The 23,704-nt window shown below is 51.0% G+C and carries 25 protein-coding genes; 21 read left to right on the forward strand and 4 right to left on the reverse strand.

Annotated elements, in window-relative coordinates:
- Nucleotides 1-3: 3 nt before the first annotated feature.
- The 4 genes from OMQ46_RS12310 (at nt 4) to OMQ46_RS12325 (ending at nt 4,316) form a co-directional block, all read left to right on the forward strand.
- Nucleotides 4-966, forward strand: a complete 963-nt coding sequence (locus tag OMQ46_RS12310) for a DUF58 domain-containing protein (protein WP_266237303.1) — start codon at nt 4-6, stop codon at nt 964-966.
- The gene (locus tag OMQ46_RS12315; RefSeq protein WP_266237304.1) at nt 959-3,007 is read left to right on the forward strand and encodes a transglutaminase TgpA family protein; all 2,049 of its coding nucleotides are present in this window, start codon (nt 959-961) and stop codon (nt 3,005-3,007) included. The genes OMQ46_RS12310 and OMQ46_RS12315 overlap by 8 nt, the downstream gene beginning before the upstream one ends.
- Nucleotides 3,008-3,082: 75 nt before the next feature.
- The gene (locus tag OMQ46_RS12320; RefSeq protein WP_266237305.1) at nt 3,083-3,820 is read left to right on the forward strand and encodes a tRNA threonylcarbamoyladenosine dehydratase; all 738 of its coding nucleotides are present in this window, start codon (nt 3,083-3,085) and stop codon (nt 3,818-3,820) included.
- Nucleotides 3,813-4,316 carry a hypothetical protein gene (locus OMQ46_RS12325; RefSeq protein ID WP_266237306.1) on the forward strand — a complete coding sequence of 168 codons (504 nt, stop codon included), beginning with the start codon at nt 3,813-3,815 and terminating at the stop codon, nt 4,314-4,316. Before OMQ46_RS12320 ends, OMQ46_RS12325 begins: the two co-directional genes overlap by 8 nt.
- Nucleotides 4,317-4,830: 514 nt before the next feature.
- Here the strand turns inward: OMQ46_RS12325 and OMQ46_RS12330 are convergent.
- On the reverse strand, nt 4,831-5,121 hold the full coding sequence (locus tag OMQ46_RS12330) for a GIY-YIG nuclease family protein (RefSeq protein ID WP_266237307.1): 291 nt from the start codon (nt 5,119-5,121) through the stop codon (nt 4,831-4,833).
- Between the two features lie 645 nt (nt 5,122-5,766).
- Between OMQ46_RS12330 and OMQ46_RS12335 the strand changes: the two genes are divergently transcribed.
- Together OMQ46_RS12335 and OMQ46_RS12340 are read left to right on the forward strand one after the other, a co-directional pair.
- Nucleotides 5,767-6,261 (forward strand): aminoacyl-tRNA deacylase, encoded by a 495-nt coding sequence (locus OMQ46_RS12335; protein WP_266237308.1) that lies wholly within the window; start codon nt 5,767-5,769, stop codon nt 6,259-6,261.
- Nucleotides 6,262-6,329: 68 nt separating this feature from the next.
- Nucleotides 6,330-6,782 (forward strand): hypothetical protein, encoded by a 453-nt coding sequence (locus OMQ46_RS12340; RefSeq protein WP_266237309.1) that lies wholly within the window; start codon nt 6,330-6,332, stop codon nt 6,780-6,782.
- Nucleotides 6,783-7,046: 264 nt separating this feature from the next.
- Here the strand turns inward: OMQ46_RS12340 and OMQ46_RS12345 are convergent, their stop codons facing one another.
- Entirely contained in the window at nt 7,047-9,374 is a 2,328-nt protein-coding gene (locus OMQ46_RS12345) for a mechanosensitive ion channel domain-containing protein (RefSeq protein ID WP_266237310.1), read from the reverse strand.
- A 196-nt stretch (nt 9,375-9,570) separates the two neighbouring features.
- Here OMQ46_RS12345 and OMQ46_RS12350 point away from each other — a divergent pair, with 196 nt between their 5' ends.
- The 7 genes from OMQ46_RS12350 to OMQ46_RS12380 all read left to right on the forward strand — a co-directional run bounded on the left by OMQ46_RS12350 (nt 9,571) and on the right by OMQ46_RS12380 (nt 15,155).
- A complete protein-coding gene (locus OMQ46_RS12350) occupies nt 9,571-10,245 on the forward strand; it encodes a hypothetical protein (RefSeq protein ID WP_266237311.1) in 675 nt (224 codons plus the stop codon).
- A gap of 12 nt (nt 10,246-10,257) precedes the next feature.
- Nucleotides 10,258-11,475, forward strand: a complete 1,218-nt coding sequence (locus OMQ46_RS12355) for an MFS transporter (protein ID WP_266237312.1) — start codon at nt 10,258-10,260, stop codon at nt 11,473-11,475.
- Between the two features lie 342 nt (nt 11,476-11,817).
- Nucleotides 11,818-12,153 (forward strand): hypothetical protein, encoded by a 336-nt coding sequence (locus OMQ46_RS12360; RefSeq protein ID WP_266237313.1) that lies wholly within the window; start codon nt 11,818-11,820, stop codon nt 12,151-12,153.
- 101 nt (nt 12,154-12,254) lie between these two features.
- The gene (locus OMQ46_RS12365) at nt 12,255-12,866 is read left to right on the forward strand and encodes a hypothetical protein (RefSeq protein WP_266237314.1); all 612 of its coding nucleotides are present in this window, start codon (nt 12,255-12,257) and stop codon (nt 12,864-12,866) included.
- A 1-nt stretch (nt 12,867) separates the two neighbouring features.
- The gene (locus OMQ46_RS12370; RefSeq protein ID WP_266237315.1) at nt 12,868-13,884 is read left to right on the forward strand and encodes a hypothetical protein; all 1,017 of its coding nucleotides are present in this window, start codon (nt 12,868-12,870) and stop codon (nt 13,882-13,884) included.
- A 409-nt stretch (nt 13,885-14,293) separates the two neighbouring features.
- Complete coding sequence (locus tag OMQ46_RS12375) at nt 14,294-14,521, forward strand: hypothetical protein (RefSeq protein ID WP_266237316.1); 228 nt, start codon at nt 14,294-14,296, stop codon at nt 14,519-14,521.
- A 250-nt stretch (nt 14,522-14,771) separates the two neighbouring features.
- Entirely contained in the window at nt 14,772-15,155 is a 384-nt protein-coding gene (locus OMQ46_RS12380; protein WP_266237317.1) for a hypothetical protein, read from the forward strand.
- 176 nt (nt 15,156-15,331) lie between these two features.
- Here OMQ46_RS12380 and OMQ46_RS12385 read toward each other — a convergent pair whose 3' ends face one another.
- Both OMQ46_RS12385 and OMQ46_RS12390 read right to left on the reverse strand, forming a co-directional pair.
- Complete coding sequence (locus OMQ46_RS12385) at nt 15,332-15,772, reverse strand: hypothetical protein (RefSeq protein ID WP_266237318.1); 441 nt, start codon at nt 15,770-15,772, stop codon at nt 15,332-15,334.
- A 61-nt stretch (nt 15,773-15,833) separates the two neighbouring features.
- Nucleotides 15,834-16,466, reverse strand: a complete 633-nt coding sequence (locus OMQ46_RS12390; RefSeq protein WP_266237319.1) for an SDR family NAD(P)-dependent oxidoreductase — start codon at nt 16,464-16,466, stop codon at nt 15,834-15,836.
- A gap of 296 nt (nt 16,467-16,762) precedes the next feature.
- On the opposite strand from OMQ46_RS12390, the gene OMQ46_RS12395 reads away from it, so the two are divergent.
- From OMQ46_RS12395 to OMQ46_RS12430, 8 genes are all read left to right on the forward strand, one after another.
- The gene (locus OMQ46_RS12395) at nt 16,763-17,581 is read left to right on the forward strand and encodes a ParA family protein (RefSeq protein ID WP_266237320.1); all 819 of its coding nucleotides are present in this window, start codon (nt 16,763-16,765) and stop codon (nt 17,579-17,581) included.
- Nucleotides 17,582-17,650: 69 nt separating this feature from the next.
- Nucleotides 17,651-18,112, forward strand: coding sequence for a hypothetical protein (locus OMQ46_RS12400; RefSeq protein WP_266237321.1), 462 nt, complete (start codon nt 17,651-17,653; stop codon nt 18,110-18,112).
- 125 nt (nt 18,113-18,237) lie between these two features.
- Nucleotides 18,238-18,597, forward strand: a complete 360-nt coding sequence (locus OMQ46_RS12405) for a nuclear transport factor 2 family protein (RefSeq protein ID WP_266237322.1) — start codon at nt 18,238-18,240, stop codon at nt 18,595-18,597.
- A gap of 110 nt (nt 18,598-18,707) precedes the next feature.
- Nucleotides 18,708-19,652: a hypothetical protein gene (locus tag OMQ46_RS12410; RefSeq protein WP_266237323.1), complete on the forward strand. Its 945-nt coding sequence runs from the start codon at nt 18,708-18,710 to the stop codon at nt 19,650-19,652.
- A 753-nt stretch (nt 19,653-20,405) separates the two neighbouring features.
- The gene (locus OMQ46_RS12415) at nt 20,406-20,615 is read left to right on the forward strand and encodes a cold-shock protein (protein ID WP_266237324.1); all 210 of its coding nucleotides are present in this window, start codon (nt 20,406-20,408) and stop codon (nt 20,613-20,615) included.
- Between the two features lie 201 nt (nt 20,616-20,816).
- Entirely contained in the window at nt 20,817-22,343 is a 1,527-nt protein-coding gene (locus OMQ46_RS12420; RefSeq protein WP_266237325.1) for a bifunctional GNAT family N-acetyltransferase/carbon-nitrogen hydrolase family protein, read from the forward strand.
- 25 nt (nt 22,344-22,368) lie between these two features.
- Entirely contained in the window at nt 22,369-22,797 is a 429-nt protein-coding gene (locus OMQ46_RS12425) for an MAPEG family protein (RefSeq protein ID WP_266237326.1), read from the forward strand.
- Between the two features lie 12 nt (nt 22,798-22,809).
- Entirely contained in the window at nt 22,810-23,658 is an 849-nt protein-coding gene (locus OMQ46_RS12430; RefSeq protein ID WP_266237327.1) for a translation initiation factor eIF-2B, read from the forward strand.
- The last annotated feature ends 46 nt before the right edge of the window (nt 23,659-23,704 follow it).

Consider the following 23,704-nt stretch of genomic DNA (forward strand, 5'->3'; position numbering starts at 1 on the left):
GCCATGACCACGGCACTGGCAGAAATCTGGCATCGCCTCCGCGACAGCCAAAAACAACGCATTTATATCCTCCCGACCCGGCCCGGTTATGCTTATGCAGGTCTGTTGTTGCTGATGCTGCTCGGAGCAATTAACTACAACAACAGCCTGGGTCATCTGCTGAGTTTTCTGCTGGCCAGTCTGGGGCATGTCACGATGCACCACAGTCATCGTAACCTGCGCCAACTCTCAATCAGCGTGATTCCCACAGAAGCCGTATTCTGCGGACAAAAGGCGCGTTTCAAACTGACTGTCACCAATCAGGACAGTCGCGATCGTTATCAACTGGAAGTCGCTCACAAGAAAAACCAGGCGTTGCCTCGCTGGAAAATATTCAAGGCTTACGAGGCCATTCATAAAATCAGTCATATTGAGGCTGACAACACCTATTCCTGTACGCTGGAGTTGCCCACCCATCGCCGTGGCTGGCACTCACTCAATACACTGAGACTGGCCAGTCTTTATCCGCTCGGCCTGTTTTACAGCTGGACTTTGTATCCGCAGTCGGCTCAGGTATTGGTGTATCCACAGGCAAAAGGCAAACTGCCATTGCCCCGTCCACCCATTGGTGGAAAAGAACGTCTCAAAGGCGAACAAATCGGCGATGATGATTTTTCTGGTCTCAGGAATTACCGTGAGGGAGAACCATTACATCGGGTCGCATGGAAAGCGCTGGCCCGTGATGAAGTCATGCGCAGCAAACAGTTTTCCAGCCCACAGGGCCATGAGTTACAGCTACGCTGGGAAGACGTCGACAGTCTTCCCGACACCGAGGCAAAGCTGTCGCAGCTAAGCAACTGGGTGATTCAGGCGGAGCGCAGTGGCCATCGTTATGGCCTGCAACTGCCGACCTCGCAGATTGAGGCAGGCAGCGGTCCGCAACATCAACATGTTTGTCTTAAAACATTGGCGCTCTATCATGGCTAAGGCAGATACTTCTCCCGATCATTACGCGATGAACAACCTCATCGCCACGCTGTTTATCGGCGCATTGCCTCATTTTGTGTATCAACCATTCTGGGTCGGGCTGGCTTTTGCGCTGATGATGGGCTGGCGTCTGATGCACAACTATCGCGGCTGGCCACTGCCCGCTGCCAGTCGCTGGCTCAGAGTGTTACACAACGGCACCGCGGCTTTGGTCATTGTGCTTATTTTCGGTCAGTTCGGTCTGACGATTGGACGTGATGCCGGTGCGGCGCTACTGACCATTATGCTTGCCTTCAAAGTGGTCGAAACCCGTTCACTGCGTGACTACTATCTCAGTTGTTATCTTGGCTACTTTCTGGTTATTACCAACTTTTTCTACAGTCAGAGCATGCTGATGGTGATACTGATGCTGGTCGTGGTGTTGCTGCTGACCGCCTGCCTGGTCAGTGTCAACAGCGAATCCTCAGCAATGTCGCTGAAACAACGGCTGAAACTGTCAGGCAAAATGGTATTGCAGGCTATCCCGGTCATGCTGATCCTGTTTGTGTTATTTCCGCGTATTTCCGGTCCCATCTGGGGTCTGCCTCAAGATGCCGGAAGCAATACCACCACCAGCATGACGGAACAGATCACACTGGGCAACTTGCCTCAGCAGTCCGGATCCACTGGCATCAATGACGAAATTCAGATGGGCAAAATCAGTCAACTGATTCAATCTGATGAAATTGCCTTTCGGGTCGAGTTCGAAAACGACAATTTGCCGCCCACATCCGAGCGGTACTGGCGTGGACCGGTATTGTGGAAAACTGACGGCACCGTCTGGTCACCACTGGCACCGGGTGAAAGCAGTGACTCGCCGCCTCAGATTGCTGTCAGAGGTTCAGGCTACAATTACACCATGACCCTGGAGCCGCATAATAAACGCTGGTTATTCGCGCTGGATTTACCGACGGAGAAGCCGACAGGTATGTCGAGTTATCTCAGTGCCGACGCCAGACTCAACAGCAGTGAAGCAATAAAAAACCGGGTCCAGTATTCACTACAGTCTTACACCGACTACCGCCTTAACGCTACTGCCGATCCCCATCTCTGGGCAGCGCTGCAACTACCCGATGGTATGCATCCCCGCACTCGTCGCCTGGCCAATGAGTGGAAGCAGCAAAGCGAAAGTGCGCAGCAATACATTGACCGGGTACTGGCTTTTTTTAATCAGGAAAACTTCAGTTATACCCTGTCACCGCCCGTGCTTCAGGGCGACACTGTGGATCAGTTTCTGTTCGAGAGTCGTGAAGGCTTTTGCGAACATTACGCGGCCAGCTTCACCATTCTGATGCGGGCGGCAGAGATACCGGCCCGTATCGTCACCGGCTACCAGGGTGGTGACGTCAACCCGGTCGATAATGTACTGACAGTCCGTCAGCGCGATGCCCACGCCTGGACCGAAGTCTGGCTCCCTGAACGCGGCTGGATCCGCATTGATCCGACCTCGGCGGTGGCCAGTGAACGGGTTGAACGGGGTATGTCCGACATGCTGCCCGCAGAACGTAACTCACCCCGGATGATTGCTCAGAGTGATGCACTGGTCAAAGTCTGGCAGGACCTGCGAAATAACTGGAACGCACTCAATACGGCCTGGGATATCTGGGTGGTGGGCTACGGACCGCAGATACAGAAAGAATTTCTGTCACGGCTGGGCATGCAGAACCCGGACTGGCGCAAAATGGCTGCGATTCTGACCCTGTTACTGGCGCTGACTGGCATTGTCATGCTTCTGATGTCTTACTACCGCCATGCGCACCCCGATCCGGCAGTGCGACTCTACACCCTTTTCTGCAGGAAACTCGCTCGGTTCGGTCTGATCAAACAGGAGCATGAAGGTCCGCTCGACTTCGCTTCTCGTGCGCAGAATCAGCTACCTGACTATCAGCAGCAAATTGCCACCATCACACACCTCTATACCCAGCTTCGCTATCGTCATAGCAGTGAAGCCCTGCTTTCAGAGCTGGAAACCCGAATCAAACAGTTTCAGCCGCGCCAATAAGTCTGTGCAACGTTTTGCCAAAGCCGCTGATTAACAGGAAAATATGCAGCGATTCAGACGCATTGAGGTTATTTGATGGCACACTCCAATCCGCTGTTTGAGCGCACGCACATCCTGCTCGGGGATGAGGGTATCGCCAGACTGCAACAGTCACATATTTTTCTGGCCGGCATGGGCGGCGTCGGTTCATTTACCGCCGAGGCGCTGGCACGGATGGGGGTCGGCAAAATGACCCTGGTCGATCATGATGTAGTCTCAGGCTCCAATATGAACCGGCAACTGGTGGCGCTGAAATCCACCGTCGGCGTGCTCAAAGCCGACGTCATGGCAAACCGGATCAAAGACATTAATCCTGACTGTGACGTCGAACTCATTACCGAGTTTCTGACGCCTGACAGCATCCCCGACATCCTGGGCCGCGGCTATGACGTCGTCATTGATGCCATCGACAGCCTCAGCAGTAAAAGCGCCCTGCTGGAAACGGCCTGGCGTAATGAGATGACCGTTTTTGCCAGTATGGGGGCCGGAGGCAAACTGGATCCGACTCAGGTCCGTACCGCCGATTTGATGGACACCAGCATGTGCAAACTGGCCAAACACCTGCGCGCCCAGCTGCGTAAACGTGGTGTCGGCCGCGGTATTCAAACCGTGTATTCAACCGAATCCCCTTTGCCGCCATTGCCACCGGAACCCGTCAGTCGCGGCCGTGCCCGCGCGGTGAACGGCACGGTCAGTTATATGCCGTCCATTTTCGGACTGACATTGGCCGGCATGGTCATCAACCATATCGTCGGTGACGCTCGACGTGTCTGATCCGACGGATGTCATCAACTGTCATCCGCTCATGCGTCAACAGTTGAAAACTTTACTCAGTGTTTATGGCATCCAGATCATTGATGTCGCTAAAGATGAACGTATCCCCGGCAGCTTTTTCGGTGAACGCGAAGCCGGTCTGATTGGTCATCAGCTCTATTTGCGTGACGACACCCCGGTGCATTCCGCCTTACACGAAGCCGGTCACTATATCTGCATGGACCCGGAGCGCCGTGCTGCACTCGATACCGATGCCGAAGGTGATTACGACGAGGAAAATGGCGTCTGCTTTCTTCAGGTTCTGCTCGCCGGATTCGTCGATAAGTTGGGCCGGGCCCGCATGTTACGGGATATGGACCGCTGGGGTTATACCTTCCGTCTGGGCAGTGCCAAAAGCTGGTTTGAACAGGATGCCGACGATGCCCGCGACTGGCTGATTGAGCACGGTATTATTCACCCTTCACTTGAACCCACCTGGCAGTTGCGGCTTGGATAGCAGAGTGACTTGTCTCAAGTGGAGGACTGGATTGCTTCGTCGTACCTCCTCGCAATGACGGAATTGGGGAAAAACTTGCTTCCCCAAAATAACACTCATCAGGCCCATCATTGCGAGCACAGCGAAGCAATCCAGTCCAGACCGTAAAGTCCTCACGATCCATTCAAGTGATGAACTGGATTGCTTCGTCGTACCTCCTCGCAATGACGGAATTGGGGAGAAGGACTTGCTTGCCTAAAATAGCACTTCTAAGTCCCGTCATTGCGAGCACAGCGAAGCAATCCAGTCCGGACCGTAAAGTCCTCACAATCCATTCAAGTGAAGAACTGGATTGATTCGTCATACCTCCTCGCAATGACGGTATTGGGGAGAAGGACTTGTTCCCCACAAGAGCACTCATCAGTCCCGTCATTGCGAGCACAGCAAAGCAATCCAGCCCAGACCATAAAGTCCTCACAATCCATTCAAGCGGCGAACCGAATTGTGCTTTCATACCTGCGCAATGACAGTGGATTTACTGACTAATGTCAGAATAAAGATCCCGCCAATCCGGATTCATCGTCTCAATCAAAACTAACTTCTTTTTTCTGGAACCCGCCTTGATTTGTTTTTCCCGTTCAATCGCTGACAGCATGTCACCACACTGTTCAAAATAAACTAATCGCGTCGTCTTATATTTCGCACTGAATCCACCCAGGCGCCCCTCCTTATGCTGCCAAACCCTCTGAACCAGGTTTGAGGAGACACCGGTGTATAGCGTGCCATTACGACGGTTTGCCATGATATAAACTGCTGGACTTTTCATCGTAGTCACCTCCATGTAACCAACTCGTATTGGAGCATCTACTGTTTGAACGAGCAAGATCGATTGCAATCGGCAAATCATGTGCGTGAGTTATTAGCACTAGCCGGAACATAAGTTGAATACTTGGATACTTATTGCAGATTTGGACTGGATTGCTTCGCTGCGCTCGCAATGACGAGCAGTTTTGACCTGAATGACGATGTTTTTTTCTAACCACATTGACGATGGGCTTCGCTCACGAATTAAAAACACGAGAACATACCTAAAAACCAGTATGACTACACCTTCCACTCACACGTCATTGCGAGGAGGAACGACGCAGCAATCCAGTCCCAGTGCTGAATTAGGCGCACGAATATTGAGGTCTGCAATTGTAGTGAGTACTGGGTCTGGATCGCCGCGGCTCAAGGCCTCGCGATGACGGAACGAGAGAAGCATCACCCAGTTCAGTAACCATATCCCCGTCATTGCGAGGAGGTACGACGAAGCAATCCAGCTCCAGTGTTTAAAAGACTTAAAATCGACTGATAAATTTTGCTAAAGACTCACCAGAAAGCACCAAAGCAAGCCAGGATGAAGCCCACATCGAAATCCAGTATGCTAGCCTGCATAGTCCAAGTTCAATCAGTCTTTCAGGAGCCCTTAATGAGTGACAGCATTTCATCACCGGTAACCGCCCTTTTATCTGATCAGGGCATTGATTACGAAGTCATCGAGATCCCTTTAACCGAAGACAAGAAACCTATCCGTAATCTGGAAGAACTGCTGCGTAACAAAGGGCATGATCCCCATTCCGTGGTTCGCAGCCTGCTGTTTAAAACCGGTTCTGATGCCTATGTCCTGCTGGCAGTAGCCGGTGGTGGCCGCGCCGACTGGGGCACGCTGCGTAAACATCTCGATGAGAAGAAACTGCGCATGGCCGAGTTTGATGAGGTGCCTGAGGCGACCGGTTACGTGGTGGGTGCTGTACCGCCGGTTGCATTGCCTGAAGACATCACTGTGCTGCTCGATAACAGCGTTGATAGCTTTGACAATGTCGTCATTGGCAGTGGCGTGCTGGGTTATGCACTCGGTCTGAAAGCGGCTGATCTCAAAAAAGTGATGGTTGGCGTCGATCAAGGGCAGTTTGTTAAAGCCTGATACCTGCTGAACTAACGATCAACGCTGTCAGTCTCTAAGTTTAATCTTGCCTGCAACAGGTAGTCGTTATGTCTCTCACTCACTTCGCTCTTCCACGCAGCCTCGTATTCGCTGGCCTGATTGCAGCTGGCTTATCTGTGTTCACAATACAGGCGCGTGGTGACAGCGGCCAGCAGGCTAACCCAGAGAGCGATCAGCGCATGTCAGATTCGTACAATGCATCCGGCTCCCAATCAAAATGGCGTGGCTCCGGGCATCACTCACACGGCATCAGTCATGGTGATCATCATTCTTATGGCATCAGCGGTCGACCAGACAATACATTGAGCCCCAAGCCGGAGACGCCACCGCATCACGACCGGCAGGATTACAATCCGATACCCAATTCAGGGTATCGCCAGCATCAGGACACCCGCATCACCTACCCGCCGGGTTATTTTCGTCAAAAAAATAATCTAAATAACCCACCATCGCTCAACGCTGATCGTTCACCACTACAACGCAACAACGACCCGGATTGATCAGCCGATCGCTAGTCCGGTACGACGGACTATCAAATTCAGACAGTAAGATACGCCGCAAAGTCACAGGTGGATAATGCACCGCGTATCACCTAGCCCCGGATCGAACCGGCGCTCTGCGGGGCAATGGTCAGTAATTGCATAAGCTTAACCGAGATGATCGCTCCGTCACGCGGGCTTAAGGTTGGCAGCCAATGACTGCCAACCCGGCACGGCGGTCGATAATCTTAGTTACCCTATTGAACTCAGACACTGAGACGGCGACTACTCGCCGTCATCAAAGTCCCCTTTATCAGTCGGGTTGTACTCGGAAGATTTACTGGAGCGTCCACCCGGCGCTTTTTTAGCGGATTGAATTTCATTGGACGCGTCATTAATCATTTTCACGTCATTCAGCATTTTCATCGGCATAGCTGGTGCATTGCCCTGCTTGTCTTCACCGAAGTACAGCGTGAGATGCGGGAACGGAATCTCGATACCTGCCGCATCCAGATGGCGTTTAACCAGACGGTTGTATTCACGTCCGACTGCCCACTGGTTGCCGGGCAGGGTCTTGATACGAACCCGGATATTGACCGAGCTGTCGGCCAGCGCGGTCACGCCATGCACTTCCAGTTCATCAGACAGGATCTTGGCACGCTGCTCTTCATCGGACAGCAGCTCTTCAAAGGCTTCGCGCAGCTTGATAACGACTTCGTCGGTATCTTCGCGATAAGCCACACCATATTCCCCCACATGGTAGGCAAATTCGCGCATGTAGTTGGATACGGTATCCACTGAAGAGAACGGGATGACATGATAGGTGCCTGACAGATCACGCAGCCCCAGAGAACGGATAGTGAGTTTTTCCGCTGTCCCGGTCAGGCCGCCGACAGTAACGATATCACCGGCATTAATTGCATTCTCCATCTGGATGAAGACACCGGTAATCACATCCTGCACCAGCTTCTGGGCACCGAAACCAATCGCCAGGCCCAGCACACCGGCACCAGCCAGTAATGGGCCGATGTCAATACCAATTTCCGACAGCACGATCATCAGTGTCATCACGATAATCACGATGGCCGTCGCATTACGGAAAATGGTCAGCAGGGTTTTTTCACGGGCACTGGGCTCGCCACCACCCTGTTCCGGGTCCAGACGATGCTCAATCCAGCTGGCCAATGTCATCCAGAACAAGGAAGCAAAAGCCAGAATGAACAGCACCGAAATCACGGTAGAGAGGAACTGGGTACCCGCTGAAGTAGCCAGCCAGTCAGGCAGGTTCACCGCCCCCCAGGCATCCAGAATCGCACTGATGACCACCACCAGCACAATGCCCTTCAGCACCTTACTGAAGGTGGGCACAAAATGATTAAGACGCGTTTCAAAAGTCGACAGGCGCTGGCTGATCACGGCCGGCACTTTAACGCCATTGTCGAGCAGTATCTGAAGCAGGCCAATCGCAGCCATACCGATGAAAATCGCCAGCACGGTCTGCAAGGTTGCCATCAGAAGTCCGGGCAAGGCGGTATCCGGCTCAATCAGCAGCGAAGCCCCCATCACCAGGAAGTAGGCGAAGGCCAGCCAGTGCCAGCATTTTGCCAGCACGCCCAGTGTGACCCGGGTCATGGAGAAGTTGGCTTTGTGCGACAGCGCATTCAGGCCGTCTTTGACGTTCTGACGATTGCGGCCCACCACGGTAAACGCATAACTGACCGCGATAATCACGATGATCAGATTGCTGAGATCGCCAAGGTTCTGCGACAGTTCATTGCTGACCAGCGGCACCACAAACAGCACGCCGTAGCCCACCAGGCCAACCAGACTCGACAGGAACAGACTCCAGTAGCGGGCGGTATTTGCTGTCATCGGCAGCAGACGCAGCGAATCATCACGACCGGCAAAGACCGCCCTGATAACGACCTTGAACAACTCCACGGCCAGGAAGACATTCAGAAACAGGCTCTGGCTGACACTCACCTCACCCATTTCACCGACAAACAACAGTGCCACGGCATAACCGGCAAGCCAGGCCAGAATCACCACCACTACATCAGTAACAACACTGACCAGCACTGCCGTGGCCTTTACCACCATCGGGTGTATGCCATCGGCCCCTGCCGCCATATTATCGGCGCGGCGAAACAGCAGTCTTGCCAGCGGTCTTAACAGCCAATAGGCCACCATCGTGGCAGCAATCACCAGGCTGAGCTTTACCAGCATGGTGAAAAAGGCTTTGATGCTCTTACTTTCGCCAGTGAATAGTTCACCCAGGGCTGCCCAGCTACCCGTCAATGTCCCCACAATCACCTGCACCGCTGACTGCGTTTTCCTGGCGACATCCGTCGCAGCACCTGCCTGTTTTTCAGCCTCGCTGGTTTCTGACTCATCACCGCGCTGCGCCTCCGCTGACGAGTCCTGCTCGTTGCTGCCGGACATGGATCTGAGTTCTTCGATCAATTGGTCCCGACTGGCCGGGTCGGATAAGACATCAGCCAGAGCCTGGTATTTATCAACTGTCCCCTCAGCTCCAGACTGTTGGGCCGCAAGCTGTGCCGCCCCGGCCTGTGCAGGGCCGGTGGCAAAGATTAGCCAGATGACCAACAGCATACTGAGTGTGCTCAGAAAGGATGACATTGGATAGCGCAAATTAAACTCCCTGTTCGTTTGATTTAAGATTGCGTGAGACAAAATTGCTCACAACCATAACAAGAGGATTTTGTTAACTCAAATCACGGCGTGGATAACTCGATTTTAAAAACCTGACTGTTTAAGATGACGTGAGTTCATTTAGAAATCATGACCCATGGATGAAAATACCCTGCAAAATCGTCTAGCCACCCTGTTTCAGATCATTCTGGTCGCCGGTGTGGTTGGCGCCCTTTGGGATCAGGCCTGGTTCGATGCTTTCATCATCACGGGTATCTTTCTTATCACGATGTTGCCCACCGTATTTGCAAAAAAATTCGATGTCGTCATCCCCGCCGCGTTTCAGCTATTAACCATCATTTTTGTTTTCGCCTCACTGTTTTTGGGGGAAGTGCACGGTTATTACCTGAAAATCTGGTGGTGGGACATTGCGCTGCATACTGTTTCCGGTTTCCTGCTGGGCATCGTCGGTTTCCTGCTGGTGTATGTGATGAACGAAACCGAACGCGTCAGCCTCTATATGAAACCGGGCTTTATCGCCTTTTTTGCCTTTTTATTTGCGGTCGGCGTCGGCGTGTTCTGGGAGTTTTTCGAATACACCGCCGACAAGCTCTTCAACCTCACCATGCAGAAACCGGCTTTCGGTGACAGCACCGGCCTGACTGATACAATCACCGACCTGATGGTCGACGCCCTGGGTGCCATGATCATCAGCCTGCTGGGTTACCGCTACCTTAAAAGCCACCCGACAGAGGGCTTGATGCAACGGTGGGTCAGAAATTTCATCAAAAACAACCCGCGTCTGTTTAACAACACGCAGCAGCGCGACTAAACGGAAGATTTCATGGATTCAGATATTCGTCTTGGCTATGCCGGCCTGTTACGTCGGCACTTTGGTCTGATTGCCGCCGCCTGGCTGGCGGTCTTTACCGGCAACCTGGGCCAAAGCTTTTTTATCGGCCTGTTTCAGTCGGATATCAGTCAGCACCTCGATATCACCGCCGGTCAATTCGGCAGTATCTACGCCGCCATCACCATGACCAGCGGGTTTCTGGTGATGCACTTCGGCCCCAAAATAGACTGGATTGCGCCCAGACGCTATGCCCTGATGGTGCTGTCTGCCCTGTTTATCGGGGTCTTGATGCTTACACTCTCACCCTGGTGGGGGCTGGCCGTTTTCGGACTCGGCCTGCAACGACTGTGTGGTCAGGGACTGATGACCCATCTTGGTAGCACACTGGCCGGTCGTGAATTTACTTTGAACCGGGGTCGGGCGCTGGGCCTGGTGAGCCTGGGTATGCCCTCCGGTGAAATCATCCTGCCACCGGTCATTGCCCTGCTGGTTACCTGGCTGACCTGGCAGGAAATCTGGTGGAGCATTGTCGCCGTTCTGGCCGTGATGTGGTTTTTGCTAATCCTGTTTGTCGACTGGCCCGAAGCCCCCAGACAGAAAAAAAGCAAAAACGAAGCCGCAGAAAAAGGCCCTTCACCGATGCGGGAACGCCGCTTCTGGATGCTGATCCCGATGCTGATGGTCCTCCCCATCACCCTCACCGGCATCTTTATCTACCAGGCCCAGATGACAGAAGACTTGGGCGCCACGGCCACCACCTATGCTCTCGCCCTGACCGGACTGGGGATTTCCCGTTTTCCCGGCGCCTTACTGGGCGGTCGCTGGATTGATGAGCTCGGTGTCACCACCCTCGCCAGACTCTACCTTGTGCCTTTCGCCGTGGCTTTGCTGGCAGCGGCCCTGATTGGCGGCAATATCGCTATCTGGATCATCATGATTGGTGCCGGAACCGCACTGGGGATGTCCTCCCCCATCGGCGACAGTCTGCTGGTGCGGCTCTGGGGTCGTGAACACCTGGGCCAGGTCCGCTCTCTGAAATCAGCGTTTCTGGTGTTCTCCACCGGTCTCGCCCCTGCCTTCCTCGGCTTTATGATTGATGCCGGTGTCCAGTACCAGTCTATCCTGATCGGTATGCTGGTGTTTCTGGTCATCACCTGGGTGATGGCACAGGGACCCATTCGAGAGGCCCATAACAGTCCCGCTGCCTGATACAGTTGCGCTATCTTATTGATTGTGAAATAGTTCACAGATTGGTCATCAGTGACAACGCTGATTTTAGAAGGATTTTGATACTAGCCATTTTAACCATGAAGGGATTTCTATTATGGTTTCAACCCCGTCATCCCCTGGCTTCAACCACCAGCAATTAGAGAGGCTGTATTCCTATTTGACTCTCCCTTCTGCGTTCAGCGATTTATTCCGCAATAAAATCAGCAAATTTAAAAGCATGATTATTAGTGTGGGTCATTATTATGCATTAACGCTAATAATTAATTATAAGGCCAATGGCTTCATAAAACAGGCTGTTATACCTAAAGATGGAGGTCAGTCATGGCAAAGTACGGTACCGTCACTTACACCGGAAAATCAGGGAAGAAGTACGAATTCACGGCGTACTCCTGGGATACAAACTTCAAAGTAAACTATGGCGCTGTGTACTTCATTACCAAGCGCTCCCCCAACAATGACGGCGGTCATTCACACACAAGGATCTATGTCGGTCAGACAGAAGACATGTCCGAAAGGTTTGATGACCATCACGATGCCCCCTGCTTCAAGTCGAAAGGAGCCAACTGTAAATGTGTCTACGGTGAGTCCAACAAACAAACACGCTTGCAAGTAGAAAAGGATCTAATTGAGAACTACGATCCACCATGCAACGGCTAGGTGCAAGAAGGCTAGGTACGGCGACGGCTACTTCATTGCGGCTTCGCCTCCATTCCGTATCCGCGCATGCTGGCTGGCGTTAGCCATCGCAAGGAGACGAAGTGCACGATTACTCGATAGATAATCATCCAAAAGAGAAAATTCTGTTTGGTTTGGCGTTCATCGCTATCACGGCAGCTCCAATTCTGAATGATGCTGTCAGGGCCGGCTTGACGGCTGTAGAGGCACTTTCAGGTATACCGGCCCCACCAGTGACCGCCATTCCGGTGTTTGGTTTGTTTATTGGGCTCTATCAGATCTTTAACCAAAAACTTTGGAAAAGCGTTTGGATTCGGAAATTCTTACTTGTTCCTGATCTCAACGGTGAATGGGTTTGTAAAGGCGAAACGATGCTGAAGAATGGCGAGAAGGCCAATTCCCAGTGGGAGGGGAAGATAGTTGTAACGCAGTCTTGGTCAAAAATTCTCATTCATCTACAAACAAGAAAATCCTCTTCAAAAAGTTTGTCAGCGAGTATTTTTCATGACAAAGGGGTCGGATATAGGCTGCAGTATTTGTACGAAAGCGATCCCACTGCAGCAGCGTTGGACTTGAACAAGCACGATGGATTTGCCGAAATTTTGTTCTCGGAAGACTGTTTATCAGGTGAGGGGAATTACTTCACGGATCAGCATCGACAAACCGTTGGAATTTTGAGCGTTACAAGGAATTGATATGGCAAATCGATTAGATCGGCTAGCTAGCCGCAGGACAGACCAATTCGTAACGGAAGCAAAGCTTCTAAATGAAGCGTATCGGCACATCGAACAAAGCGATTCGGTCCGCTACGTAATTGGCTCAATGCAGCCGATTGATCCGGAATACACGAAGAATACTTTTGCGCAGGGCGATCGAGTTCGAAATCAACTCGATAATCGACTGGATGACAAATGTGAGTATGAGTATCAAGGCTCGGTGACAAACGATACTCACATTAAAGCTCGTAGTGATATTGATCTTCTCGTACTCACTGGGAAGTTTCATACACTTGAAAATCCCCAAGAACCGTCCAGTCCTTACAAGGGGAATCCGCTCCAAGATCTAGTAGATCTGAGGGCGGACGCAATCGCCTCATTGGAAGCTGCGTTTCCCGAAGCTACGCTAGATTCAAGTGGTGGAAAGTCGATTTCCCTGGAAGGCGGCTCTCTTCGCCGCAAAATCGATGTTGTGCCCTCTAACTGGTTCAACACGAACAAATACAACGAAACCGGGCAGAAGATGTATAGAGTAGTGCAAATTCTGGACTCAAAAAATATGAAGCGTCTAAAAAACACTCCTTTCCTACATAATGCCTGGATCGCCCATAAGGACATTCAGACACATGGCGGGCTGCGCAAGGCGGCAAGGCTGATGAAGTCCTTGAAGTATGACACCGAAGCAATTGACCTTTCCAGTTACGACTTAGTATCTATTGCCTTTTGTATGCCCGACGGCGATTTAGACGTCCCAAAAGGTCAAGAGCTATCTTTGTTGAATTCATGTTATGAATTTTGCGTGTTGTTGCAGGAAAACGCAGTCTTGAGAAACTCGCTTGATGTCCCGGACGGCCATAGAAAGATATTTGCGGCGGGGCACGCTACGCTTGATGGGCTGAACCAACTCATCGACGTGCTTGGCGCGTTGATTTCAGATGTGCTAACGGAAAACCAGAGGTCATTCAGGAAGCTTGCAGAGGCGCGCGTTGAGTACTGAGCGGGTGGCGGTTAAGGTGGACAGCGTTGGTGAGTGTCTGGTTGCTAATGCATACAAGCTTGAGCTAAGGCAGCATCCAACCAAAGTCTATGACGCTTTCACTGAACGCGGCGTTTAAGTTGAAATAAAAGCAACGCAGTCTACTTCTGCACATTCCGAAGCCAGCCGGATCACAAGATATTATCAATATTGTGCCGGATAGGACATTTGAGAGAGAAGCAGTATATTCAGAGTCAGTATAAAAGCTAGCTGTCCGACTGAAAAAGATTCCAAGGGCTAAATGATGAGAAAACTAGCGTGTTATTTATCGGCCATAGTGATTGCCCTTTTCTCGACTCACTTGTTGGCTTGTCATCACACTCCCGCTCTACCACATTTTGATGAAAATGAACCCTATTCCAGCGTTCGCATGAAAATGTTAGAAGCAGGCTGGGCGCCCTTTCATGCCCAGGATGCCAATACCTGTATCGAGGGTGACTCACGCTGTGAGGGTCGCCCGGAAATGCAGGTTTGTGCAGGCACTGGACTGGCGAATTGTAAATTTTTATGGCAAAAAGAAGAAACCATCACCGCCATATGCACCATTGGAGAGGATGCTGTGTTCGATAGTCTTTGCGAATACACACGCATCGATTAGATTTTTATCTTTGGATTAAGCTGTGGGTAACGTTGGCGAAGCTTTCAGCAACACCCTCAGCCTCTTTTGATTCCGGAGGGACCTGATGAATTCAAGAGTTTTTCGTATGATACCCGTCGCCACAATAACACTAGCATTCCTGGTAGCGATTCTTTCTACAAATGTTACAGCGCAACCGGACCTGGCAAAGGAACTACAACAAATGTCGATGGACTGTCGTGCTGCAAACAGCGAATGCTACAGCACGTGCGTGAGACCCGCTCGTAATCTGGCGCGTGGCTATGAGGCGTCTGACGCCGACATTGAGGCCTGTCGAACTGGCCATGCCAAGCTTGAACCACAAGCCGAACCTGAGACCTGGAAGCCAGTGTACGCGCCGATGCCGGATGTGGTGGGTGTGTTTCGCGGGGCATTGGTGGCTGCACAAGGCCGCGATGACTGGAAGCGTTATTGCGGCTCATCAGCTTTAATCGGCGATATTAACGCGCCGACACCGTGGGCTGTTCCCAAGGGCGCCACCGTCAGGGTAACCGGGGTTCGCTATGTCACCAACCCGGTTCAAAGCTTTGACAGGAAAAAAACGGCTTGCCTTGCTGATAGTGTTGAGGTGATATCGACACCATCATCGCAATAGTCTCATCCAACTGGTCCGGTCAGGGACGAATAGTCTGGGTTAGTGAACTACAGACCAAGGGAGCAGCCAGTTTGATATTTGCGATTGAATTCGAAAGACGGCTCACAGCCTTAAGTTGAAAATGGTAGAGACCCGGAAATCGGGACAGGGCCGATTTTAGTACTGACTCAAAGACCTCACATCAACCCACTGCAACGCATTCTGAAAAAACCATCATAGCGTTTGAATGTGAGCTTTTTCTGGTTGGTATCTTTATAACTTAATGAGTCTTCACTCACCGTGACATCGGTAAAGGTAATCATTTCACCTGAATCCGTTTCTTCATACTTATTGAAATCACTATGGGTTTTCGGCATCTGAATTAATGTTGTTTTATCTAACTTCCAGGTGCCTGTTGTTTCGTCTACCCAGATTAATTTTTTTGTCTGACACAGCATTTTCTGAGACAGATAGCTGTTGTCTTCTCTGAGCTGAAGCAACCACATGGTCGATTCAGACATGCTGGTGTGGATATTCGCATACCATGTGCCTATGAGCGCGTCTTTGCTTGGTTCAGCCTTGACTGACATTGAAAGGAATGAAATTGAAACAATAAGTAGCCAGTTTGAACATTTCATTTTTCTCGTCCCTATTTTCTGATTAAGTCCGCTGTTGGAAGCTGTGATGGTTCCTCTTCACTCACCAGCTTAGCTCAGGGTCAACACACTGATAAATCTGCCCGACACTCTCTGCCTTTTTGAGTGAAGTTTCAGCCAGCCTTGCGACTTCACTGCGATGAATCAGGCCATGCTTTTCCTGGTGCTGTGATAATTGGCCTGTGTGCGTCACATCACCCTCTTTCAAACCACCAGGGCGGAGGATAGTGTAATCAAGGGTACTGGTCTGCAACCAGGATTCGGCCAGTGATTTCTCCCGCACGGCTGCACCAAAGCCCTGTTTTGAACGCGCTGACAGATACTGCCATGAGTCGCCGCAGCCCAGTGATGTGACCAATAGAAAGCGCTTAATATGATTCGCTTCCAGGGCATTGATAAGATAACGGTGACCGATGTAATCGACTGGCACATCGGCGCGGTAACTGCCCATGGTTGAGATAATCCAGGCATCCTTTGGCAGGCTGGCAACGGTCTGTTCGACCTGTTTCTGATCAGTCGCATCACAACTGAAGCTGTCCAGCTTCAATTCGGCCAGGCGGGAATTTCTGGACGGGTCACGGGCGACAGCGATGACCTTATAGTCCGCATCATGAAAATAATCCACCATTGCCGCGCCCAGACCACTGGCAGCGCCGAAGATGACAACCGTTTGCATAGCAACTCCCTGGGTAATCAAACAATCAGTGTCTATTTTTGTTGGGTAAATTACCAGCTGTTCGACTTGCCAGAAGCGACCATTATGCAGATCAGCCTCCCGCTCACCCTGCCGGACCCCACATTAATTCCGTGATCCAATGAATTAACAGCTCACAGAAAAAAACCATATTTTCATTATATTTCATATGTTTAAACCAATTACCTAATTTAAAAGTTAATATTGCCTTGCAAACACCTAAAAAGCGTTTTAAATTTTGTCACAAATAGTTCAGGGAATATTGAGAGGAACGCGCTATGAAAACATGGGCTGTCGCCAACCAGAAAGGTGGGGTAGGGAAAACCACAACGGCTGTCAGCCTGGGTGGCTTACTGGCAGAACAGGGACAGCGCGTTCTGTTAATTGATATTGATCCACAGGGTTCGATGACCTCTTACTTCGGTTATGACCCGGAAAACATCAATGCCAGCAGCATCAACGTGTTCAGCGCTGACAATATCAGCCGCGCCGAAGTCCACTCACTCATCCAGCAGACAAGTCTGACATCTCTCTCATTATTGCCTGCCAGTATTGGTCTGGCGACCATTGAGCGCAAAGCCTCACAGCCCGGTATGGGACTGAAGCTGACCCGCGCATTGGCACAGGTACGTGAAGACTTTGATTATGTGCTGATCGATAGCCCGCCAGTACTGGGTGCTTTAATGATTAATGCGCTGGCAGCTTGTGAGCACCTACTTATGCCGGTACAGACTGAGTTCCTGGCGTTGAAAGGTATGGAACGGATGCTCAGAACCGTGTCGATGGTGACGAAGTCGCTTAAGAAAGAGCTTAATTACACGATTGTGCCGACCATGTATGACCAAAGGACACGTGCTTCTGTACTGACGCTGGAAACCCTGCACCATGATCACCCACGGGAAACCTGGGATTCAGTGATTCCTGTCGATACGCGTTTCAGAGAAGCCAGCAAACAGGGACTGGTGCCGTCACAATATGATAGTCAAAGTCATGGCGTAATGGCCTATGCCGTGTTACTGGAGATGATGCAAAAAGAGCGTTATCTGCAGACTGAACCGCGCCTGATACCGGACTTTCCTGTCAGACGGGCATCTTAGGCCGGTTTGGTTCATGGTCTTGGTATTAATCAAACCTGACTCCGCGGGTTCAGATGGGAAGCGCTATCAATGAATATTGCCTACCGCACTTATCTTTATACTCAGGATAGCGACCGCATCAGACTAGTGCCCAATGAGTACTTCCGGAACGTGGCCAAAAAAGTACAGCCATTGTCGAAGTATGCCAATCAGGATGTGCAATTAATCGAAGCACAGATTGTGGCCGGTCAGGATGGTACTGAGGTATTGCGTAGTATCAAGATCTGGCATCTGAGTATGGATGACCAGGGCTTCGTGGAATCCCGCACGATGGAGAGATACGATAGTGCCGAGATCAAAAAAATTGAACAGGATACCGTGCTGAAAAACAATGACCGACTGGTACAGCAATATATTGATGGCCTGTTCAGTGATGAGCCTGTGAGCGCTGGACTCACTGACCAGAGTGAAACCATTACCAGCCGGATCTGGACTATCTTTCGTGCCGTCAGTCCAATGGCATCACTGGACTCTCTGCATTCATCAAGCTAACTGCCTGCTCCGTTTATTCACCAGATTTTGGCTGGTTGATACAACACTTTCATCGCATTGCAATGACATTGGGCATCAAGTAAAAATAGCTGGACTGATTTACTAATCATCCAGGGATAATAAAGATGAGTAGCAATGATATCGAATCGATTAAAGCCGTTGTTCAACAATACATTGATGGGGCCAGAACAGGAAAAGGTGAGGTGATGAAGCCTGCTTTCCATCCCGACGCCACCATCTTTGGCTATATCGGTGAGGATTTGTTTGCCGGTCCAATTCAGAAGTTATTTGACTGGAATGATGAGAATGGCCCTGCGACAGATATCATGAGCGAGATAGCCCATATTGATGTCGAAGGTACTATTGCCAGCGTAAGACTGGAGTCTGATAACTGGACCGGGCTCAAATTCACTGACTTTTTCACGCTGCTGAAAGTGGATGGGGAATGGAAAATCATGAATAAGGTTTTTCATCTTCATGCTTGATACGCTTAACTGACACTTCGATACGCTCAGCCGGCTGCTACACGCGGACTCAGCCTCTCCAAGCAGGTGATTCCTCACTGAACCAGCGCCGTTACTAAGGTAAAAACAGAATGAAATTCATTTCATCCGCGAAAGCAATATCACTCGCTGTCGCTCTCCTATCATTGATGGCCTGCACCTCCACCACGATAGTGCCAGCCCCTGCTCAATCAGAAAAAATCGCCATTCAGTTCACTGATGAGAGCTTGTCGGGCTTATTTGATTTACCGGCCGGTACACATCGGGTGCCCAACAGTCAGGTGATTATTTCAGGTCATCAGTCCGGCGGCTGGGTTGGTTCGATTTTGGGGCCGATAGGTCTCTCTTTGCAGAGCGCTATCGACTCGGAGAGTGCTGAAACGTCGATTCAGGATACCGAAGCGATGCTGCAGTTCAAGCTGACTGAAGCCGCCGATGCCATTACTGATGAACTGATTGTTCAGCCGGAGTTTGCGGGCACTTTTACCGACTTTGCTACACCCCGCACCCCCGTGCTCAAGGTAAAAACCGCGGTGATTCTCACCTTTCAGGACGATAAAAACGCCAAGCCTTTTGTGCTGTTGCAGGCGGCATTAAAAAATCCCGTTGTGAACACCGATATCTGGTGGAGCCGTTACATTGCCTCTTCCGGTCCGGCCAGACCATTCACCGGAGAGAACGGCTGGGCAGCCAACGACGGCCAGGCTTTTGAAGATAATATTTCCGACAACCTTCAAAAAGCCATCAACCTGATGCTGGAGGATATTGCTTCTCCCTACCCTCGCCGCTCCAGCAATTTGCTGACGGTTCAGGGCTACTACCCTTATGTCCGCTACAAAATGCAGACAGTGGGCTATAAGCTTTATGAAACTGATGACACACTGGCCTATGTGCCCAAACTGGGGGATGCGATTGTGTTTTCCGGTGTGCACCTGATTGATAAATCGACGGTGGCTATTCGTCCGACTCAGGAAGGTGATTCGGTTTATAAAATTCTTGAGGATGAGGAAGAACAGGCAGCAACTCAGTCACGATAACCTCGTCATTGCGAGGAGGGACGACGAAGCAATCCAGTCCCGTGTTGATTTGGTGCACGAACATTAAGGCCTGTGAAGGTGGTGAATACTGGGCCTGGATCGCCGCGGCTCAAGGCCTCGCGATGACGGAATGTTGAGAGGCACCGCCCAGTTCAGTCACAATTCCCTCGTCATTGCGAAGAGGGACGACGAAGCAATCCAGTCCCGTACTGAATTAGGTGCACTAACATTGAGGTCTGCGATTGTATTGAGTACTGGGCCTGGATCGCCGCGCCCCGAGGCCTCGCGATGACGGAATGTTGAGAGGCACCGCCCAGTTCAGTGACCATATCCTCGTCATTGCGAGGAGGCACGACGAAGCAATCCAGTCCCGCACTGAATTGGCTGCACAACCTTCCAAGTCGGCGAATGTGTTGAGCTCTGGGCCTGGATCGCCACGGCCCGAGGCCTCGTGAAAACAAAAATAAGAAGCCCTTCATGCATGAAAATGACTCAGCAAAATCATGTTCTTGGGACAGCAAAGCTGCTTTTCCATATCCAGTCAGCACAGATAACAGGCTTGTGGTTAAAAATAGATTGACTTTCGCTGAAATTACACGGATTATGGTGACAGCTAGAAATTAAGCCCCACGTTTACATTCTCCACTTCGTTGCATCTAAGTTGTTCTTCGTCCTGTAGTATCTAAATTCCGGTCTGTTTCACGCTACACCCGCCCTGATGGGCAGTTTTAATTTATCTACAGGATAATCAATATGTCTAATACCGTTACTGGTACCGTAAAGTGGTTTAACGAAACGAAAGGTTTTGGTTTCATCGAACAATCTTCTGGCCCTGATGTTTTCGCTCATTACAGCGCCATCACTGGTTCAGGCTTCAAAACACTGGCCGAAGGTCAGCAAGTCGAATTCTCAGTGACTACCGGCCCTAAAGGCCCACAAGCTGAGAACATCGTCGCCCTGTAAAGCGCACGAATTCACGAAAAAAGGCAAGCCCTGTGCTTGCCTTTTTTTTGCCTATCGTACGCGTTTCAGTGTGATTCATTATCGGATTTTCGCCGGTTTCCACTCAGTTTTGCTGTGTTGAAAAAAGACGCTGTTATCACTGGACATATCGCGCTATGGGTGATGAACTAAGGGCTGACATTCCAACCGCTGAGGAAGTGCATGCCTGAAGATCTGCATATTAAAATCCGTAACCTGGAAAAGCAGGACTACCCTCAACTCAAGGAGTTGATGGATCAGATTTATCAGGACATCGGCGGCTCCTGGCCTGAACATACCATCTTTAAACTGATTGACGATTTGCCCGAGGGGCAAATCTGCGTCGTCGACCACGATAGGATAATCGGTGTGGCACTCTCGGTGCAGGTCGACTATCAGCAGTTCAGTAACCCGCATACTTATGATGACCTGATTTCCAAGCGTGAAACCATTCTGAATAATGCCAATGGCGATGCGCTCTATGGCTTGGATGTACTGATCCACCCGGACTATCGAGGCTATCGTCTGGGCCGCCGCCTGTATGAAGCCCGTAAAGAGCTTTGCCGACAACACAACCTGCGCGCCATTCTGGCCGGGGGACGCATCCCCAATTACCACGAGCACGCGGATGAAATGTCACCGGCTGAATATTTCGAGGCGGTCAAAAACAAGCGGATTTATGACCCGATTCTGACCTTCCAGCTTTCCAATGACTTTCAGGTTACCCGCCTGCTGAAACAATACCTGCCCGAAGATGAAAAATCGCAGGGCTACGCCACGCTGCTGGAGTGGCGTAATATTTTCTACGAACCGGAAACCACGGTCATTCAGACCCGTAAAACCCAGGTTCGTATCGGCGCCATTCAGTGGCAAATGCGTGAGGTGGACTCGGTACAGGAATGCCTGAACCAGGTCGAATATTTCATTGATGCCCTCTCCAACTACAAAAGCGACTTTGCCCTGTTTCCGGAGTTTTTTAATGCGGCATTGATGGGGCTGAGCCCCAACCAGCGCAACCAGACGGAAGCCATTCGATTTCTGGCGGCCTTTACCGAAAAGTTCAAAAATGAAATGTCCCAGATGGCAGTGAGCTACAACATCAATGTCATCACCGGATCGATGCCATTGCTGGAAGATGACGTGCTTTACAACGTCACTTACCTGTGTCGCCGTGACGGCACCATCGATATTCAGCGTAAACTGCATATTACCCCGCACGAGCGCCGTGACTGGGTCATTGAAGGGGGGGATCAGCTACAGGTGTTCGACACCGATGCCGGTCGTATTGGCATTCTGATTTGTTATGACGTGGAATTCCCCGAACTGGGCCGCATCCTGGCCGCTCAGGATATGGACATTCTGTTTGTGCCTTACTGGACCGACACCAAGAATGGCTACTTACGGGTGCGGAGTTGTGCCCAGGCCCGGGCGATTGAAAACGAATGTTACGTCGTCATTTGCGGTAGCTGTGGCAACCTGCCCCAAGTGGAAAATCTGGATGTCCAGTATTCTCAGGCGGCCGTGTTTTCACCCTCAGATTTTTCCTATCCGCATGATGCGGTGATGGCAGAAACCACACCCAATACCGAGATGATTATGTTCTCTGATCTCGATCTGGATAAACTGAAACTGACCCGAAGCGAGGGGTCGGTGAACAACCTTAAAGATCGCCGCCAGGATCTCTACAAGGTGTCCTGGCTCAATCAATAATCTCAGGCAATTTGAGGGAGATACAATGACGCCAGCTGTCAGCAGTGCTTACTACGTGGCCTTATGGGCTGTCTTCTTTATTCTCGTTATCTGGCTGGTGCAGTGGTTTATTGCCAGTTCAACCAAGGCTCGATATCCCGGTGCCATTCCCGGCAAACTGCCACCGGAGATTAGTCACGAGTCTTTTGTGTTCAGGGCGCACCGTACCTTTATGAACTCGCTGGAAAACCTGCCGATTTTACTCAGCACCGCTTTTCTGGCGATCTTTGTCGGCGCCAGCCCGTTCTGGACCGGCGTGTTGTTGTGGGTCTATGGCCTGGCACGGCTTGGTCATATGCTGCTCTATTACAAGATTGCGACCGAAAAGAACCCGAGCCCGAGGACCCTCTTCTTTATGATTGGTCTTGTGGCTAATATCGCCTTGTTATTGCTGTGCGGTATTACGCTGCTCTGATATCCGGTATCAATGGCTGACCACTTTGACACTATTCTGAGCGACCTGAAAAACAATCGTGAATCGGGGGCCACTTCGCTCGCCTTGCTCACCTTGTCGGCATTAAATGACTATCTGGCTGAAATGCCGGTACAGTCCGCCGATAAAATTGACAGCTTTTGTGATGCGTTAACCGCCGCTCGTCCCAGTATGATTGCACTGGGTAATGCCCTGAAGCGCTGGCAACAGCGGCTTGAAGTGGCTGATATTGACTTCAAGCAGCAGTATCTGAGCCAGCTTGTTGCGGTCTATCAACAGCTCGCGGATGCCTCGGAGCAGGTGGCTGAGCACGCTGCCAATCTGATTAAGCCGGGCATGACTGTGTTAACGCATAGTCGCAGTTCACAGGTGATGGCGCTGTTTGAACAGGCGTTGGAGCAGTATCGGGCGTTTAAGGTCATCGTCACCGTCAGTGCCCCCGGCAACGAGGGGCTGCTGGTCGCGTCACAACTGAATCGGCTGGGTATCCCGGTGACCTTGATTACCGACGCGGAAATGGGGCTGGTGATGCCGGATGTCGACATCAATATCAGCGGCTGTGATAGCTGGCTGACTGATCATCACTTTGTGAATAAGACCGGCACCCTGTTGCAGGCACTCGCCGCCCAGCATTTCGGCAAACCTTTCTGGGTACTCGCTGACAGCTTTAAGAACAGCCCTCAGACCAGTCATGAGGTCGTGTTGGAGGCTATGCCTGTTAACGAATTGCCATTACCCGAAGATGACGATATCGCTGCCAAGAATGTGTATTTCGAGACAATTTCCACACGCCTGGTAACCGGTCGTGTCGATGAGCATGGTTTGCAGGTATTGCAGCCTTAGTGAGTTTGTCAGGGTGCTGATTGATTTGTCCCTGCAAGGCTTCACG

Source organism: Methylophaga sp. OBS1 (assembly GCF_026319365.1).